Genomic DNA, 17,606 nt, shown 5'->3' with positions numbered 1-17,606 from the left:
AGATCAGGTAGCTTAGTTGATTTTTTTACCTAGCTACAGAATATCACCTTACATGTATGGTTTGGTTATAACTTTGTAAAGTATTTGTTAGCAAGGTATTAAAGAATATGCTTCTTCTTCTCACAATTTACTCTTATACTTAACAGATTTTTAACTGGTGGTTAATAGATCCTTAAACTTTATATTGTAGTCTTAAATTGATAGTCATCGTATTACCACCATATAAGGAGGAGATTGGTTCTATGAGGTTAGCTATTGTTACAGCTTCAGTAGGTCAAGGTCATAATTCAGTTGCCTTAGCTTTACAGGAGGCTTTCCAACTGGAGGATCCAAACATTAAAATTAAAATATTTGATGTTTTAGATGACAGTAGAGTATATCAGTTCTTTACTAATGTATATTTACAAGTAATAACAAAAAACCCATCTATCTATAGCAAAATTTTTTACTGGTCACAACAACATCAACAAGCCAGTTCCATCATAAGCTACTTAAACTTTGTTTGTTTTAAAACCCTAAAGAAAATGAAGCAAAGTTTTCAGCCTGATGCTTTTATCTTTACCCACCCAATTCCTACAAATAGCTACAACGCCACTATAAAAATTCCTGCTTGGACGATTATCACTGACTATTCCTACCACCCTATCTGGTATAATTCCGATATAACAGGATACTTTGTTGCAAATGATCATCTGCAAAATCAATTGCTAAAAAATAAGTATCCTATTGAATCCATATTTAATACTGGGCTACCTATAAAGCAATCCTTTACCACTGGAAAGAAAGTTTATAAACCTCTAATACAATATCCAGATACACATCCTTTGATATTAATTATGGGAGGAGGGTTAGGTATAGGTGCATTAAATAGCATCGTAGAAAAGTTAGAAACTATAGATTTTCCCTTCCAAGGACTGATAGTTACAGGAAAAAACGAACGTCTTTATTGGGAGATGAAAAAACTTGAAAATAGAGACTCAAAAAAATGGGAAATTATCTCCTTTACCAATGAAATTCCTTCACTGATGAAGAAGGCATCTTTACTAATTACTAAGGCAGGTGCCATTACATTGACAGAAGCACAAGCTTGTGAACTGCCTACAATTATTTATAATCCAATCCCTGGTCATGAAGAAGAAAATGCCCATTGTGTATGTCAGCAAGGATGGGCAACCTGGGCAAAAAACTCCTGAAGAGCTTATTCATATGACTACAGATTTGTTGGTTTCAAGCAATAGACTTAAGTCTATGAGAGAGTGTACGATGAAATTTGCTAGACCTAGTGCAGCCAGTGATATTACAAAAATAATATCAAGTCATTTATCGGTACCATTTAGGGGGACTATATGAATATACTTAGTTTTCAAAGATATATTTTTTTGTAATGGTGTTATTCCGCCTTAAAGATTTAAGACAGCATACTAACCTTTCATAGTGCATGCGAAGCAGGGAAGTGAATGAATAGATTCACTTCCCTGCTTTAATATTAAAAGATAAAGCCCTTTTGTAGTTTCCTTTATGATCTTACCCAACTTTTTCTAATCTTTTCCCACTTCTCATCACGATCTTTTACGATCTTCTCTATATCTTCCTTTAATAAGTGCTTAAATCGACCTTGATTTTTTAAATAGTCCTCAGCTGAGGCAAATTCCTTAGGATTTTTATTTAGAAGAAACTCTCCGTTTTCATATTCCGCTAGATACCAAAGCCCACAGTCTACCACTTCTTTACCTAATTCTATAGCAGAGTCAGCAGAGGTTCCCCATCCAGTAGGACAAGGAGCATATACATGGATGTAGGAGGTACCCTCTACTTGTTTTGCCTTGTTAATCTTATTTAAAAAATCTTGTATATAACCAATACTAGCGGTGGCTGCATAGTCAATGCCATGGGCAGCGACAATTTCAAACATATTTTTCTTCGTTGTAACTGCTCCTCGAATATTATCTCCTGCCGGTGTGGTGGTGGTGCGGGTACCATAGGGGGTCAAGCCACTTTTTTGAATCCCTGTGTTCATGTAAGCCTCGTTGTCATAGCAGATATAAATAATTTTCTCTCTACGGTCTATGGCACCCGAAAGTGCTTGAATACCGATATCTGCTGTACCTCCATCTCCGGCAATACCTACAGCATGGAAATCCTTAATACCCAATGCCCTTGCCCCTGCTGCTACACCTGAGATCATAGAAGCTGTTCCTGCAAAGGTAGAGATCATGGCATTGGTGGTAAAGCATAGCTGCGGATAATTAAATCCTACCGCCGACATACAACCAGCAGGAAGCACTGTAAAGGTTCGCTGTCCCAATACCTTTAATACTAACCGAACTGCTAAACTACCTCCACAGCCAGCACAAGCCTTATGACCATAAAAGTATTCTTCATCTGTAATATTACGGGCATTTATATTTTTTTCCCTACGCATCGATCTCCACCCCCACATTAATAAAGTGTACATGCTTTTCTACCTTTGTTCCTGGGACTTCCTGTAACTTTTCAAACATTCCTTGAATATCTTCCTTAGAAATATCTCTACCACCTAACCCTGCAATGAAGTTTAGGCTCTGTATATCTTGACCTCCTTTTGCTAAGGCAGAATTGACATTGGTATACACAGTACCTTCATAGCCAAAAGAAATATCTTTATCGATTACACCTACCGCCTTTACATCTTTCAGCACCTCGAGAATTTCCTTCTCTGGAAAAGGACGCATAAAACGAATCTTTAATAATCCTACCTTCTGCCCTTGTTGTCTTAGGGCATCCACTACAGTACGACAAGTCCCACAAACACTGCCTAGTGCAATCAAGACGACCTCTGCATCCTCACAACGATAAGCTTGTATGAGCCCTCCATAATCTCTATGAAACTGTGTTGCAAAGTTTTCATTCACTTCTTTAATCACCTTTACAGCATCTAAAGCTGCCTTATGCTGTTGATACTTAAAGGCCATATTATCTGCTGGAGAAGAACTAAAGCACATATTTGTAGGATTCTCCAAGTCAAACTTATTGGTGGTTTTATAAGGAGGTAAAAAAGCGTCTACCGCTTCTTGCTGCGGTACCTCCACCTCCTCATAGGTGTGGGTTAATACAAACCCATCTAAGTTCAGCATAATAGGTGTCAATACATCAGGGTGCTCTGCAATGGCATAGGATTGAATCACCATATCTAAACTTTCCTGTGCATCCTCTACATAGACCTGCAGCCATCCAGAATCCAAAAGAGATAATGAATCTCTTTGATCTCCATAAATGCTCCATGGCAAAGCTACAGAGCGATTAGCATTCATCATGACAATAGGAAACCTACCGCCGCTGGCATAATGCATACATTCTGCCATATATAAAAGTCCCTGCGAAGAACTGGCTGTAAAAGTTCTAGCACCTATTGCGCTAGCCCCCATGGCAGCGGATAGTGCAGAATGTTCTGATTCTACATGCATAAACTCTGCTTTGATGCTTCCTTCCTCCACCATCTCAGAAAGACGCTCTACTACGATGGTCTGTGGAGTGATAGGATAAGCTGAAATAACATGGGGTCTAGATAATTTTGTTCCTACTGCTACAGCTTCATTTCCAGAAATAAATACCTTCTCCATGATCCTACTCCTCCCTATTCATTGTGATAGCCTTAGCTTTACAAGCCTTAGCACAGATGCCACAACCTTTACAAAATTTATAATCAATGTCTACTTTATTTTCTTTTTTAAAGATAACGCCCTCAGGACAACACAAATAACAATAAAAACATCCATTACAACTTTCATTATTGATCACAGGTTTTTCTGTTCTCCAGTCTGCATTTTCTGTCACTAAATAGCCAGCCGTAAAGCATGTACCCTTTGGATACTCTTTGATATGCACTGGTTTCTTATAAGGTCGAACAACAGGTCTACTCATGGGACACCCCTTTCACTACTTCATAGGCTTTCTTTATCAACGCTATGTTTTTGTCAACAATTTTAGCAGGCAACCCTGCCTCTAATCCTTTAATAGCAGCATCTAAGGAGACAATCTCTGTGGAACCTAAAAGTGCCCCCAACATAGCTGTATTGGTGATAGGTTGTCCTAGTATATCTAGGGCCAGGGATGTAGCGTCTATCGTCACTACCTGTGCCCCTTGCCAGTCGTGATACTTTTCTGGATGACTGGTGTTGATAATTACCTTGCCATTCGGCTTGATGGTTTCTAAAATCCCTTTATTTACAAGACTTTCATCTAATACGACAGCATAGTCACAGGATTTTACTTCAGTACGATCTATGATTTTCTTCTCATCGATTTTCGTAAAAGCTAAAACTGGTGCTCCTCTTCTCTCGGGCCCAAAGGAGGGAAAGGCTAATGCATATTTATTTCCATATAAGGTTACTGCAATGCCTAATATTCTTGATACAGTAAAACTTCCCTGACCACCTCTGCCGTGCCATCTAACTTCTACCATGCAACTCCCTCCTCTACTTTTTCACGAAGTTTTGCTAGCCGCTTTAATGCTTCTTTTAAAGTTTCTTCTTGCTTTGCAAAATGGAAACGTATCAAATGATTCACATCTTCCCTAAAGAAACTGGAACCCGGTACAGCCGCCACCCCTACTTCTTTTGCCAGCCATTCACAGAATTCTACATCATTTGGAGCCTCAAACTCTGAAATATCTACTAATACATAATAAGCTCCTTGAGGCACAGTATAGATCAATCCTATCTCATCTAATCCCTTGAGGAAGAGATCACGTTTTTTTCTATAGGTTTCTTGTAACGCCTCATAATATAAATCATTAAACTCCAAGCCTACAACAGCTGCCTCCTGTAATGGTGCTGCAGCCCCTACCGTTAGAAAGTCATGTACCTTACGGGCAGGATCAATAATCTCCGCTGGGGCAATCACATAACCCAGTCGCCATCCAGTGATAGAATAGGTCTTAGATAAAGAACTACAAGAAATCGTACGTTTAAACATACCTGGTAAAGAAGCAAAGTAAATGTGCTTATAAGGCTCAAATACGATATGCTCATAAACTTCATCTGTAATAACAAAGGCATCATATTCCTCCGCCAACTCAGCAATCCTCTGTAGCTCCTCTAGGGTAAAGACTTTACCAGTAGGATTAGAGGGATTACAAAGAATTAGCGCCTTTGGTTTTTGTTGAAAAGCCCTTCTCAATTCTTCTATATCAAAGTGAAAAGTTGGGGGATGCAACGGTACATAGATAGGCTCTGCACCACACAAAATGGTATCCGCCCCATAGTTCTCGTAGAAAGGAGAAAATACAATTACCTTATCTCCTGGGTTGCAAACCGTCATCATGGCTACCATCATGGCTTCTGTACTGCCACAGGTAACGACAATTTCTGAATTTGGGTCAATCGGTATCCCCATATACTTCGACTGTTTTTTTGCCAAGGCTTCTCTAAAGTTTGGTGCCCCCCAGGTAACGGCATATTGATGCGGTCCTTCCTTCGCCACTTTCTGAAGAGCTTCTTGTATCTCTACAGGGGGCTCAAAATCAGGAAAGCCCTGAGATAAATTCACCGCATCATATTGGTTGGCAATTCTTGTCATACGTCTAATAATTGATTCTGTAAACCCCGCTAATCGACTACTTATTTCTGGCATAAATATCTTCCTCTCCCTCAAAATTTATATTATTAGTTATTTCTCAAATCAATTAATCGCTTTGCTTTATGGGTAGCTCTTGGCAGTTCCCCTTCTTTTAGGAGAACGACCTCTTTAGGTCTTACACCCAATCGTGTCTTTATACTATCCTGCACCTTTGCAAGTAAAGCTTCTTCATCTATAGCTGAAGTATCTAGCTTTTCTACTTCTACCTTATACTTAGTTGTAAAGTTCTCTGTAAATACGGTGATACGATACTCTCCAGTAAGCTCTGGAATATTTCTTATCACAAATTCAACATCACTAGGGAATACATTCACTCCAGATACAATAAACATATCATCTAGTCGTCCTGTAATATTAACTCTCCCGTGGGTTCTGCCGCATGTACAAGGTTCTTTTGTATAGGTTACAATATCTCCTGTACGGAATCTGATCATAGGTCTTGCTGTCTTTCGCAGTGTGGTCAAAACCAACTCTCCTCTTTCACCATCTGCTACAGGTTCTAAGGTTTCGGGATTTAATACCTCCACCAGGATATGGTCCTCGGCAATGTGTAGACCGCTTCTTGCTTCACAAGCACCAGCACATGCACCAAATATATCTGAGATTCCATAAAAATCGTAGACCTTCGCACCCCATAATTCTTCAATAGCAGCTCTTGTGGCATCAATGGAGCCTCCTGCCTCACCAGCCACAATAATTCTTTTAATGGCAAGGTCTTTTGCAGGATCAATCCCCTGCTTACGGGCAGTTTCTCCTAAATACCATGCGTAGGAGGGTGTGGTCCAAATCATGGTGGGTTGGAATTCTTTTAAGATGAATAGCAACCGATCAGAGGGAATTGCTCCTGCCCATAGGCACAGTGCACCAAGATTCTGTGCCCCAATTACGTCTGGTCCACCTACAAACAAAGTAAAGTTCAGTGCGTGAACGTATCTATCAGTGGGTCGCATTCCTGCTGCCCAGAACAGCCTACTTTGTACATCTTGAAACTCTTCAAAGTCTTGGCGGGTAAAGGGACTTAAAGTAGGTACACCTGTAGAACCACTGGAGGCAGAAACAAATACAACCTCCTCCTCCTCTACTGCCGTCATATCTCCTAAGAAAGGCTTTAGATTTTGTCGTTCCCGTTCTATTTGTTTATTGGTAAAGGGAAATTTTCTAATATCAGCAAGTTCTTTAAAATCCGAGGGTTTCACCCCCGCCTGATCAAAAGCTTCTTTATAATATGCAGATTGATCATAGGCCAGTAGTAGATGTTGAGAAAGCTGATCTGCTTGATAGGCTTCTAATTCTTCTCTAGAAAGTGTTTCGATTTCTTTGTTCCAAAACTGTCTGTAACGCATCATATTGCCCCCTTTATTAAAATCTTAAGTAAATATTTTCCTATCACAGATGTTAACTGAATACAATTATTACTAAAGTTCTCTTGAACTGTCATCCTGAGGGTAGCGAAGGATCTTGGAGCAGTCTATGAAATTTAATATACTAAAGGCTAGCCGTGTGTATCAAAGTTCAAGTTTAAAAGCGTACTTAAAATTACTACTATCTTTTGTCCACTACTTTAGATAAATGATCACCTAAAAATTGTAAAGCTTGCACTAATATTACTAAAACAATTACTGTTACCAGCATCACATCGGTTTGGTAACGATAATAACCAAATCGTATAGCAAGATCTCCTATACCGCCTCCCCCTACGATTCCCGCCATGGCAGAGTAACCAATAAGGCTGATGGCGGTAACTGTCACCCCATTGATCATGGAGGGTAAAGCCTCCGTCAACAGTACATGTCGAATAATCATAAAGGGTTTTGCTCCTATAGCAATGGCTGCTTCTATGACTCCCCGATCCACTTCACGGAAGGAGGCCTCCACCAATCGGGCATAAAATGCTACTGCCGCTACAGAAAGAGGAACCGAAGCAGCTCTTGCTCCAATGGTGGTTCCAGTAATCAGCTTTGTCAGCGGTAGTAACAGCACCAAAAGAATGACAAAAGGCACTGATCGGATGATATTTACAAGAATTCCTCCTACAAAGTTTAAAGTTTTATTTTCAAAGAATAGTCCTTGAGAAGTAATATAGATGAATAAACCTAGAGGAATTCCTAGAATAATCGCAGCAAACAAAGAAATCCCCACCATTTCAAAGGTCTCTGACATTGCCTTTATCAAATTAGATACCAGTTCTGTAACTACATTAGCTTGCATAGGACACCTCCGTTACATCTGTATTTTCTCTTATATAATCCAACCCTTGTTTTACATCTCCTGCCTCACCGTTAAAAGCAACCACCAGTACACCTATGGATTGATTTCCTATATATTCAATCTTGCCGTGAAGAATATTTAAATCTAGATCAAACTTTTTCGTTGCTTGAGATAATATAGGCTCTAATGCGGAATCCCCTCTGTATACAATTTTCATAGGTTTTCCCTTTAAATTCTTAAAGATTTCCTGTGGTAATTCTAAGTTGAAGGTATGCTCCACCAACTTTTTAGTAAACTCATGTTTTGGTGTAGCAAATACATCATAGACATTACCTACTTCCACAACTTCACCCTTCCTCATTACAGCAACACGATCACATATACTCTTTACTACATCCATTTCGTGGGTAATGAGTACAATAGTAATACCTAAATTTCTGTTAATTTCTTTTAGTAATTGCAGGATAGACTTTGTTGTTTCTAAATCCAGCGCAGATGTAGGTTCATCACATAAAAGAATTTGTGGTTCATTGGCAAGAGCTCTAGCAATACCAACCCTTTGTTTTTGTCCTCCACTTAACTTGGAAGGATACACATCTCTTTTGTCTGACAAGCCTACGATCTTCAAAAGCTTTTCTACTCTATCTTTTATCTCTTCCTTCGACTTTTCAGCCGCCTTCATAGCGAAGGCAATGTTATCAAATACTGTTTTGCCACGGATTAAGTTAAAATGTTGAAAGATCATTCCTATTTTTAACCTTGTTTTTCTAAGTTCTTCCCCTGTAAAATCCGTGATATCTGTGCCGTCTATTACCACAGCCCCAGAAGTTGGTTTTTCTAAGAGGTTGATGGTGCGGAGCAGTGTACTTTTACCTGCTCCACTAGAACCAACAATCCCAAAGATTTCTCCTGTATCTATCGCAAGAGAAGCCTCTTTTACTGCACCTACCACTTGATTTGCTGCTTTAAATGTCACTGAAATATTCTCAAGACTGATCAAGTCAATTCCCCCTATTCAAACCAATCAGGCTTTTGGAAACCACTAAATATATCATTAGGATTATTAATTGCCTCTCTAAAAGCTTCTGATTGAACGATTTCTTTAATATCCTTTACAAATTCTTTATCTAAATCTTCGGTTCTTACAGCGATCAAATTTTTATAAGGTTCCTCCAGGGTTTCCATAACAATAGCGGTAGAAAGATCTATGCCAGCAGCAATTGCAAAGTTGCCATTGATGGCAGCTAAATCTGCACTTTCTAAGGTTCTAGGTAATTGTGCCGCCTCCACTGGAGTAATCTGTAAATTCTTTGGATTTTCAACAACATCCTTTTCAGAAGCTGTTGTAGGATCTACATTTTCACTGATGGTGATTAACCCTGCTGCTTCTAAAAGTCTAAGCGCTCTGGCTAGATTAGTAGGATCACTGGCAATGGTTACTACGCTTCCTTCTGCTAATTCATCTAAAGACTTTATTGTATTAGAATACAGCCCAACTGCCGCTGTAGGAATATTTATTACTGGTGACAATTCTAAATTGTGATCCTGAGAAAACTTTTCTAAATATACAGCATGCTGAAACATGTTAGCAGTAATTTCTTTATTGGCAAGTGCTTGATTTGGCAGCACATAGTCACTAAACTCTTTTACTTCTATAACATATCCTCGTTCTTGTAACTGTGGTTGAATCGCTGTTTTAAACATATCACCATAAGGTCCTGGCGCTACACCAATAACCAACTTTTCACTCACTTCTGTACTATCTACCTTCTGACAACCTGTAAAAATCATCGCTAAAATTGCTACTACTAAAAATAATACCTTTACTCTCTTTTTCATAAATCTCCCTCTTTTCTTTTAATTATTTTTTAAAAATTGTTAGTGTGAATTAAAAAAACCTCTCGACAAGAGAGGTTAGTTAACTAGCTCTCTCTCATCTCTCAGCCGCTACTATAAGTTATAGTTGGCTGTAGGAATTAGCACCTTGCACTTGTATGCCGGTTGCTGGGTTTCATCGGGCCTATCCCTCCACCTCTCTGGATAAGAGTTATCCTTTATAATTTTTGTACGTAGGGCTTTCTTAGGTAATAAAAAACCCTCTCGACAAGAGAGGGCATGTGCACCTATACCATCTCTCATCTTTCAGCTCCACTGTAAACCACAGTTAGCTGTAGGAATTAGCACCTTGCACTTGTATGCCGGTTGCTGGGTTTCATCGGGCCTATCCCTCCACCTCTCTGGATAAGAATTAACAATCAATTCATATTATTTTGATATGATTATATAGGATTTATTTTCGAAAGTCAATAAGAAATTTAAAATAAATTACACTATTTTTTTATCTTTGTTTGTTATAGTATAATAAGGAAATACTATAGCAAAGCTTATATTTGCAAGTTAGTCTTTAAAATTTCAGGAGGAATCGCTATGAAAATACTATACTACGACTGCTTCTCCGGCATCAGCGGAGACATGAACTTAGGTGCAATGATTGATCTCGGCGTAGATGAAGCTATTCTAAGAGAAGAACTAGAGAAGCTCCATTTAAATGAATATGAGTTAGTGATTACAAGGGATGAAAGAAAGGGAATCACAGGTACAAAAGTAGATGTAAAGCTCCTACATAACCAGCATGAAAACCACCATCATCATGATGAAAACGCTTGTTCTCATAATCATACACATCACCACAAACACCATTGTCATGATCAACATGAACATCCTCATAAAATAAAACAACATCATCATAGAAACTTTCACGACATCGAAGCTATTATTGATGGTAGTGATCTAGATCCTGCTGTAAAGGAAGTTAGCTTAAAGATGTTTAGAGAAGTAGCAGTTGCAGAGGCCAAAATTCACGGTAAATCTATAGAAGAAGTACATTTTCACGAAGTAGGTGCTGTGGATTCTATTGTAGATATCGTAGGGGCAGCTATTTGCTATAATTTCTTAAAAGTAGACAAAGTTATCTTTTCTCCTATTACTGTGGGGGGTGGTTTTATCAATTGTGCGCATGGTAAATTTCCCGTTCCAGCTCCAGCCACCGCAGAGATTTTAAGGGGTATACCTATCCTGTCAGGTGAAATTCAAAAGGAAATGACCACACCTACAGGTGCTGTTATAGCCAAGGTTTTAGGGGATGAGTATACCTCTGATAAAAACTTCTCTATTATGAAAGTTGGTTACGGTATAGGACATAGAGATAATATGATCCCTAATGTATTGCGTGTATTTTTAGGAGAAGTAACTAACCAGCATCAAGAAAAAGCCAGAATAATAGAATGTAATATTGATGATATGAACCCAGAGCTTTACCAATATGTGATGAATAAGCTTCTATCGGAAGGTGCTATGGATGTATATCTTACGCCAATTACCATGAAAAAGAGCCGACCTGCTATGAAACTCAGTGTTTTATGTAGTCCTCAAATGGTAGATAAAATGATCCCTATTCTCTATGAAGAGACTACAACCCTCGGAATTCGTAGCTATGATGTGGAAAAGAGTATGATGGGGAGAGAAGTTGTCACAGTTGATACACCCTATGGTAGTGTTAAAATAAAGCTTGCCCTTTATCAAGGAAAAGTAGTAAAATGGAAGGCTGAGTATGAAGACTGCAAGAAAATTGCAGAAGACCATAATATACCATTGAAAAGAGTCTATGAATTAGTAGAAAGAATTTATAAAGACTAATGTTTTTAGCAGCAATGCATAGACTGTATATATACTTATTTACAGTCTATGCCTCTATGTTTGAACCTAAGCACTTTACATTCGCTACGCCACGGGGACAGTTCCAAGCATACGTGCCAGATGAACCGTCCCCATGACTCCACTATCTTTCACTAAGCTGTAAAGTTTTATTGCAACTTCATTAGCGTTAGCTTAACCCATAATTTGTCATCCTGAGCGGAGCAAAGCGGAGTCGAAGGATCTTAGTATTAGCAGAGTTCTTCGTTATTCCAAGATCCTTCGCTATGCTCAGGATGACAGTTCCAGAAAATTTTGATAATAATTGTGTTAAGCTAGTGCCTATGACTGCAACTTATATATTTCAGTTGTGCAATTACTTAATGTCGTGATGAAAATTAAGTATATACATAAAAAGGGGGACGTAAAATTGAATTTATATGATAAATATCAAAGGTTGTTACAATACATCAAGTCCTTAGAAAGTGTTGTTATTGCCTTTTCTGGCGGCGTAGATAGTACGTTTCTATTAAAAGCAGCTCAAGAGGCTATAGGAAATCGGGCAATGGCCCTCACCATTAAAGCACCCTTTCATCTTTATTGGGAAATTGAAGAAACCAAAGAGTTGGCAGCACAGTTATCTATTCCTCATGTCGTCATAGAACATAAGGAAATTCCTAAAGAAATTCAATATAATCCCAGTAATCGATGCTATCTTTGTAAAAAGAAGATTTTTCAAGGAATTTTAGATTTTGCTAAAGAAAATCATTTTCAGCATGTAGCAGATGGTACAAATTTTGATGATACGAAGGATTATCGTCCAGGTATGCAAGCTTTAAAAGAGTTAAACGTAGTCAGCCCTCTTTTAGAAGTTGGCTTTACTAAGGAGGAGATTCGACAGATGTCTAAAAACTTAGAGCTTCCTACCTGGGATAAACCTGCTTATGCCTGCATTTTAACAAGAATCCAATATGACCAAAAAATCCTAGAGGAAGATTTAAGAAAAGTAGAGAAGGCAGAAAAATACTTAATAGATTTAGGCTTTCCTGTGGCGAGAGTTCGTCTTCATGGTCAGCTGGCTAGGATCGAGGTGGCCCCTGATAGATTAAAAGATTTGTTGGAGGAAAGACAAATGAAAAAAATTGCTGCAGACTTTAAAACAATGGACTTTCAATATATTACTGTCGATTTAGAAGGCTATCGAACAGGAAGTCAAAATGAGGTGTTATAGATGAGAACAGAAAATATAGAAAAATTATTACTAGATGTAAAAGAAAACAAAGTTTCAGTCAACGAAGCCCTTTCCACACTAAAACAATTGCCCTATCAAGACCTAGGCTTTGCTAAGATTGATCATCATAGAGAACTCCGTCAGGGCTATCCAGAGGTAATTTACTGCAGTGGAAAAACTGTTGAACAGGTTGTAGATATTGTCGAGGTAATGTTTCATAAAGGCAGTAATATTTTAGGCACAAGAGCTACTGAAGAAATGTATCTGGCTGTAAAAGAAAAGTTCCCTATGGCAGAATACAATAAAATGGCTAGAATTATTACCCTCTTACAAAAAGAGATTCAAGTAAGTGATAGTTATATCGTAGTTGCTACCGGCGGCACCTCTGATATTCCTATTGCAGAAGAAGCTGCTATGACAGCAGAAATCCTCGGCAACAAAGTGGAACGGGTTTATGATGTGGGGGTAGCTGGCATCCACCGATTATTTTCTAAGCTAGATATCATTAGAGAAGCTAAAGTTGTGATTGCTGTAGCTGGTATGGAGGGAGCCCTAGCCAGTGTTGTTGGCGGTCTTGTGGACAAGCCGGTGATTGCTGTCCCTACTAGTATAGGTTATGGTGCTAACTTTGGTGGTTTGGCAGCTCTACTGTCTATGCTGAACAGCTGTTCTAGCGGTACTGCTGTTGTCAATATTGACAATGGTTTTGGTGCTGGCTATATGGCCAGCATGATTAATAAATTATAGTTAATATTGCTAAGGCATCTCCAATAAGGTATAATTTTACCTATGTGTATATTGATATAGATATCATAGGGTTAACTTAATACAATTATTACCAAAATTCTCTTAAACTGTCATCCTGAGGGTAGCGAAGGATCTTGGAGTAGCCAAGGATTTTACTAACACTAAGATCCTTCGATTCCGCTTTGCTCCACTCAGGATGACAAATTATGGCTTAAGTTAACGCTGATGATATGGATATGTAATTAAGAATTTCATAGAGAAAGGAAGATTCACATGAAACTAGGCATTGTTGGTCTGCCTAATGTTGGAAAAAGCACATTGTTTAATGCTATTACTCAAGCAGGAGCAGAATCTGCTAACTATCCTTTTTGTACGATAGAGCCTAATGTAGGCGTAGTAGCTGTTCCTGATGATCGATTAAAGTTTTTGACAGACTTATATCAGTCTGAGAAAACAATCCCCGCAGCCATTGAGTTTTATGATATTGCAGGATTAGTACGGGGTGCCAGTAAGGGTGAGGGTTTGGGAAATAAGTTTCTTTCTCACATTCGTGAGGTAGCATCGATTCTTCAAGTTGTTCGGTGCTTTGAAGATTCTAATATCACCCATGTAGAAGGAAGTGTTAATCCTTTAAGAGACATAGAAACCATCAATTTAGAATTAGTTTTCTCAGACCTTGAAATGGTAGAAAAAAGACTTCAAAAGTCCGAAAAGCTAGTTAAAGGAGATAAAAGCTTATTAGCTGAAGTGGATTTACTTAAAAAAATTCATAGTACCCTTGAAGAAGGTTTATCCGCTCGTAGTTTAGAGTACGATGAAAAAGAACTAGAAATCCTAAAAACTTTTAATCTTTTGTCTATGAAGCCCATCATTTACATTGCCAATGTGGCAGAGCATGAAGTATCAAATGAAGGTGCTGATAATCCTTATGTACAACAATTAAGAGGATTTGCTAAAACAGAAGGTGCAGAGGTAGTTGTGATCTGCGCTAAAATCGAAGCAGAAATTTCAGAGCTAGAGGAAGAAGAAAAAGCTATGTTTTTAGAGGAGTTAGGACTAAGCCAATCTGGTCTAGATCGTTTGGTACAAGCCTCCTACTCTTTACTTGGTCTGATCAGCTATTTGACAGCAGGTCCAAAGGAAGTACGAGCTTGGACCATCAAAAATGGCACTAAAGCTCCACAAGCGGCTGGAAAAATCCATTCTGATTTTGAAAGAGGCTTTATTCGTGCGGAGATTGTTGCCTTTGATGATCTTGTAAACTGCGGTACCTATGCTGCTGCAAAGGAAAAGGGTCTTGTTCGGCTAGAGGGTAAGGAGTATGTAGTACAAGATGGAGATGTTATTTTATTTAGGTTTAATGTATAAGTTACCATCAGCTGGACTACTTAATTAATCACACTGTACTGGCTTACAGAGTGATTATTTTTTTGCCCTGAAGTTCAGGACTGCTATTATCAACGTAGAAAATAAATTCATGATTGACAATGTTTTATATGTAGTCATAGCAGATGCCCAAAAACAAAACACCTCTAAACATAATTTGAGGTGCTTTGTTATCTTGAAACTGTATTATTCTATTTTATATTTTCAACATACCTTACTAAAAATAAAGCATACCAATTATACCTGCTAATAAAATTGTAAGGATTGTTCTTTGAAGCCATAGAGCAATCAATTCTGTAAACTTAACGGGTATTTTGGTGGCCAAGATGCAGGGGATAAAACCCGCTAAAAAAACAATCATCGAAACCGGTAAAACGGCAATCATATACCGTGTTTGTAATGCTATATCTTGACTACCGGCAATGACAGCCGGTAGAAAAATTTCCAAAATTGAAATACCACTTGCCTCCATAGCTACTGCTATATCCGGAGTATTCACAAGTCTTAAGAATGGATAATGAATATATCCTAAATACGTAAAAAAAGAAGTATTTTGATTAATATACAAACCAATAGACGCAAAAAACATTCCTCCACATAGTAGGCCAGCTAAAATTTTAAAACTTTCCTTCAATATGAAAATCATCCTTTTAGGTAGAGGGTCAGCATTAGCAGCAACAGTTAACCCTGTAATATATGCATTTCTTATCAGGTTTTTTTTGAACTCTTGCTCTGGCTGTGGTGTTACCCCAACGTAGTATTCATCTTTCTTTTTATTGAGGGGCCATAATCTAATAGAAATAAATGTAACGAAAAAGGTAATAAACAAACTACTCCAGAAGTAAAAGGACCAGTATTCCATAATACCTAATGTATTTGCCAATACCATCAAAAACCCTATTGAACAGGTGCAAAATCCTGTTCCTATAATTACTGCTTCTTTCTCAGTCAGCTTCCCTTCCTTATACATACTATCCACAGCAATATGTCCTACAGAAAAGTTTCCTAAAAAAGCAGTTACTGCAATAACAGCAGATCTTCCTGGACACTTAAAAATAGGCCGCATTACACCTTTTAATAAAACACCTATAAAATCCACAAGTCCATAGTCTAATAAAAATGGTAAGAACAATGTAGCTACGGGTATCGTTATCGTTATAGGAATTAACAAGTTATTTATCACAAACAACCCAATAGCTTCATCTAATATAAATTTCGGTCCAACCCCTAAGATTACAAACAGCAAAAAAATAAAACCTATTATTTTACATAGTGCCAAAATTATAGTGATAAGGTTTTTTTCATCTCTAGATCTATTCTTAACTATATCAATGATACAATAACTACCAATAATTACTATAATGTAAGGCAGTACAGGAAACAAACTTGTTGTTAAAAATCCAGATACATGTCCTACAAATATCGTTCTTTTTTCCCCTATAGTCACATTGATAAAAAACACAAATACGCCTATAAGACTCATTATTATCATCTTCAAAGATAATCTAAAGCTATTTTTTTTGACAGAATCGACATTCATACTATCAGCTCCTAAATAATTATGATATGAATTAAACTGTACTTTAATTATAAATCCAACCTCCACATAGATCTATTTCTTTATTTTACCAAAACATGTTTATGGAGGCTTTTTTTAATATTTTTTAAAAAATATAGAATATAGATAGCTTTTATCTGCAAAACGTTTTCCTTTTAATAACATTTTGCTAGCTTGGATGATTTGCTGAATTTTTTCTTTCTCGAATTTCTAGCTACTATTGTTCCAGATTTATGTATAAAGCATGAATTAGTAACTCGGTTTTTAAAAAAGCAATATCCTATAAGAACAAGGCATATCTGTACTAGAAGTGCCTTGTTCTTATATATTTAAGGGTGATTTTAGCGATTATACAGTGTAATATCCAATTAATTTATATTCCTGTGGAATATTATACTTCCTTTCCATCACTTCCCCTACTGCCAATTCCCACTTTCCTGTAATGCCTTCTTCCTCAGCGGACTTTTGGAAGTAAAGCATCACAATACCTGAATCAATCCTCATGCTTTGCTGCTGTTCTTTGTTCATCACTAATAATACCTTATCTCTATCTATGATAAATTGCCATGGCTGCTGATTGCTCCATGATGGTGCTAGCTTTGTATAATAGAAAATATTGGTCATGGCACGGGTATCTAGGTATTCTATACTACAAGGGTTACCCCATTCTTCCAGGTATACTAAATCTTTAATACTTTTTCTAGCAGTCTTTCCAGAGGTATCCTTTTTGAAAATTCCAGTGTAAGGTACACCTATTGCAATAAAAGAAGTAACAGTTCCTAGTTCTGTGATACCTAAGATTTTCTTGGTTTCTTCCCCATCTTCAACATTTAGCCAGCAGGTTCCCAAACCAAGCTCCCAAGCCTTTAGTCTCATCCACTCCGTGATATAGCCGCTGTTCTCCATAGAATAAGGATATTCTCCAGATACCACCGCTATATAATGCGGCGCTTCCATCATCTTACCATAGTATCCTACTTTGCCAGATAGTGCTGCATAAGCTTCTTTACCATTTTCGATAAATACGACAGATGTGGCGGTATTTTCTACAAGACCTTTTATTTCCTTGCCGGCCTCTATAACTTTTTGAATCAACTTTTTGTCTACTGCATCTTTTTTAAACTCCCTTATTGTTTTTACTTCTTCAATTAAATTTGTAAACTTCAT

Annotated in this window: 16 protein-coding genes and 2 riboswitches; of the genes, 5 read left to right on the top strand and 11 right to left on the bottom strand. The window is 37.7% G+C overall.

What is annotated here, in order from left to right:
* The first annotated feature begins 242 nt into the window (after window positions 1-242).
* The gene (locus CACET_RS02735) at window positions 243-1,193 is read left to right on the top strand and encodes an MGDG synthase family glycosyltransferase (protein WP_048407521.1); all 951 of its coding nucleotides are present in this window, start codon (window positions 243-245) and stop codon (window positions 1,191-1,193) included.
* Window positions 1,194-1,516: 323 nt separating this feature from the next.
* On the opposite strand, the gene CACET_RS02730 is transcribed toward CACET_RS02735, so the two are convergent.
* The 9 genes from CACET_RS02730 to CACET_RS02690 form a co-directional block, all read right to left on the bottom strand.
* On the bottom strand, window positions 1,517-2,422 hold the full coding sequence (locus CACET_RS02730) for a thiamine pyrophosphate-dependent enzyme (protein ID WP_044823082.1): 906 nt from the start codon (window positions 2,420-2,422) through the stop codon (window positions 1,517-1,519).
* A complete protein-coding gene (locus tag CACET_RS02725; RefSeq protein WP_044823083.1) occupies window positions 2,415-3,599 on the bottom strand; it encodes a transketolase C-terminal domain-containing protein in 1,185 nt (394 codons plus the stop codon). Before CACET_RS02725 ends, CACET_RS02730 begins: the two co-directional genes overlap by 8 nt.
* Window positions 3,600-3,603: 4 nt before the next feature.
* A complete protein-coding gene (locus CACET_RS02720) occupies window positions 3,604-3,900 on the bottom strand; it encodes a 4Fe-4S dicluster domain-containing protein (RefSeq protein WP_044823084.1) in 297 nt (98 codons plus the stop codon).
* Complete coding sequence (locus tag CACET_RS02715) at window positions 3,893-4,441, bottom strand: 2-oxoacid:acceptor oxidoreductase family protein (RefSeq protein WP_044823085.1); 549 nt, start codon at window positions 4,439-4,441, stop codon at window positions 3,893-3,895. Before CACET_RS02715 ends, CACET_RS02720 begins: the two co-directional genes overlap by 8 nt.
* Window positions 4,435-5,610, bottom strand: a complete 1,176-nt coding sequence (locus CACET_RS02710; protein WP_044823086.1) for a pyridoxal phosphate-dependent aminotransferase — start codon at window positions 5,608-5,610, stop codon at window positions 4,435-4,437. Before CACET_RS02710 ends, CACET_RS02715 begins: the two co-directional genes overlap by 7 nt.
* Window positions 5,611-5,642: 32 nt before the next feature.
* Window positions 5,643-6,959, bottom strand: coding sequence for a phenylacetate--CoA ligase family protein (locus CACET_RS02705; RefSeq protein WP_082058075.1), 1,317 nt, complete (start codon window positions 6,957-6,959; stop codon window positions 5,643-5,645).
* A gap of 199 nt (window positions 6,960-7,158) precedes the next feature.
* Entirely contained in the window at window positions 7,159-7,824 is a 666-nt protein-coding gene (locus tag CACET_RS02700) for a methionine ABC transporter permease (RefSeq protein WP_044823088.1), read from the bottom strand.
* Window positions 7,814-8,824, bottom strand: coding sequence for a methionine ABC transporter ATP-binding protein (locus CACET_RS02695; RefSeq protein ID WP_044823089.1), 1,011 nt, complete (start codon window positions 8,822-8,824; stop codon window positions 7,814-7,816). Before CACET_RS02695 ends, CACET_RS02700 begins: the two co-directional genes overlap by 11 nt.
* A gap of 11 nt (window positions 8,825-8,835) precedes the next feature.
* Window positions 8,836-9,663 carry a MetQ/NlpA family ABC transporter substrate-binding protein gene (locus CACET_RS02690; protein WP_052661202.1) on the bottom strand — a complete coding sequence of 276 codons (828 nt, stop codon included), beginning with the start codon at window positions 9,661-9,663 and terminating at the stop codon, window positions 8,836-8,838.
* Between the two features lie 91 nt (window positions 9,664-9,754).
* Window positions 9,755-9,871, bottom strand: a riboswitch (SAM riboswitch).
* Between the two features lie 85 nt (window positions 9,872-9,956).
* Window positions 9,957-10,072: riboswitch (SAM riboswitch) on the bottom strand.
* Between the two features lie 179 nt (window positions 10,073-10,251).
* On the opposite strand from CACET_RS02690, the gene larC reads away from it, so the two are divergent.
* The 4 genes from larC to ychF all read left to right on the top strand — a co-directional run bounded on the left by larC (window position 10,252) and on the right by ychF (window position 14,863).
* Window positions 10,252-11,520 carry a nickel pincer cofactor biosynthesis protein LarC gene (gene larC / locus CACET_RS02680; protein WP_044823091.1) on the top strand — a complete coding sequence of 423 codons (1,269 nt, stop codon included), beginning with the start codon at window positions 10,252-10,254 and terminating at the stop codon, window positions 11,518-11,520.
* Window positions 11,521-11,947: 427 nt separating this feature from the next.
* Window positions 11,948-12,748, top strand: a complete 801-nt coding sequence (gene larE, locus CACET_RS02675; protein ID WP_144414705.1) for an ATP-dependent sacrificial sulfur transferase LarE — start codon at window positions 11,948-11,950, stop codon at window positions 12,746-12,748.
* Window positions 12,749-13,495: a nickel pincer cofactor biosynthesis protein LarB gene (gene larB / locus CACET_RS02670; RefSeq protein ID WP_044823093.1), complete on the top strand. Its 747-nt coding sequence runs from the start codon at window positions 12,749-12,751 to the stop codon at window positions 13,493-13,495.
* Between the two features lie 273 nt (window positions 13,496-13,768).
* A complete protein-coding gene (gene ychF / locus CACET_RS02665; protein ID WP_044823094.1) occupies window positions 13,769-14,863 on the top strand; it encodes a redox-regulated ATPase YchF in 1,095 nt (364 codons plus the stop codon).
* A gap of 235 nt (window positions 14,864-15,098) precedes the next feature.
* Here ychF and CACET_RS02660 read toward each other — a convergent pair whose 3' ends face one another.
* Window positions 15,099-16,421 (bottom strand): YjiH family protein, encoded by a 1,323-nt coding sequence (locus CACET_RS02660; RefSeq protein WP_044823095.1) that lies wholly within the window; start codon window positions 16,419-16,421, stop codon window positions 15,099-15,101.
* A 366-nt stretch (window positions 16,422-16,787) separates the two neighbouring features.
* Entirely contained in the window at window positions 16,788-17,606 is an 819-nt protein-coding gene (locus CACET_RS02655) for a nitroreductase family protein (protein WP_044823096.1), read from the bottom strand.

It is taken from the genome of Clostridium aceticum (genome assembly GCF_001042715.1).
Taxonomy (GTDB): Bacteria; Bacillota; Clostridia; order Peptostreptococcales; family Natronincolaceae; genus Andreesenella; species Andreesenella acetica.
This window is presented reverse-complemented; position numbering and strand designations above follow the sequence as displayed.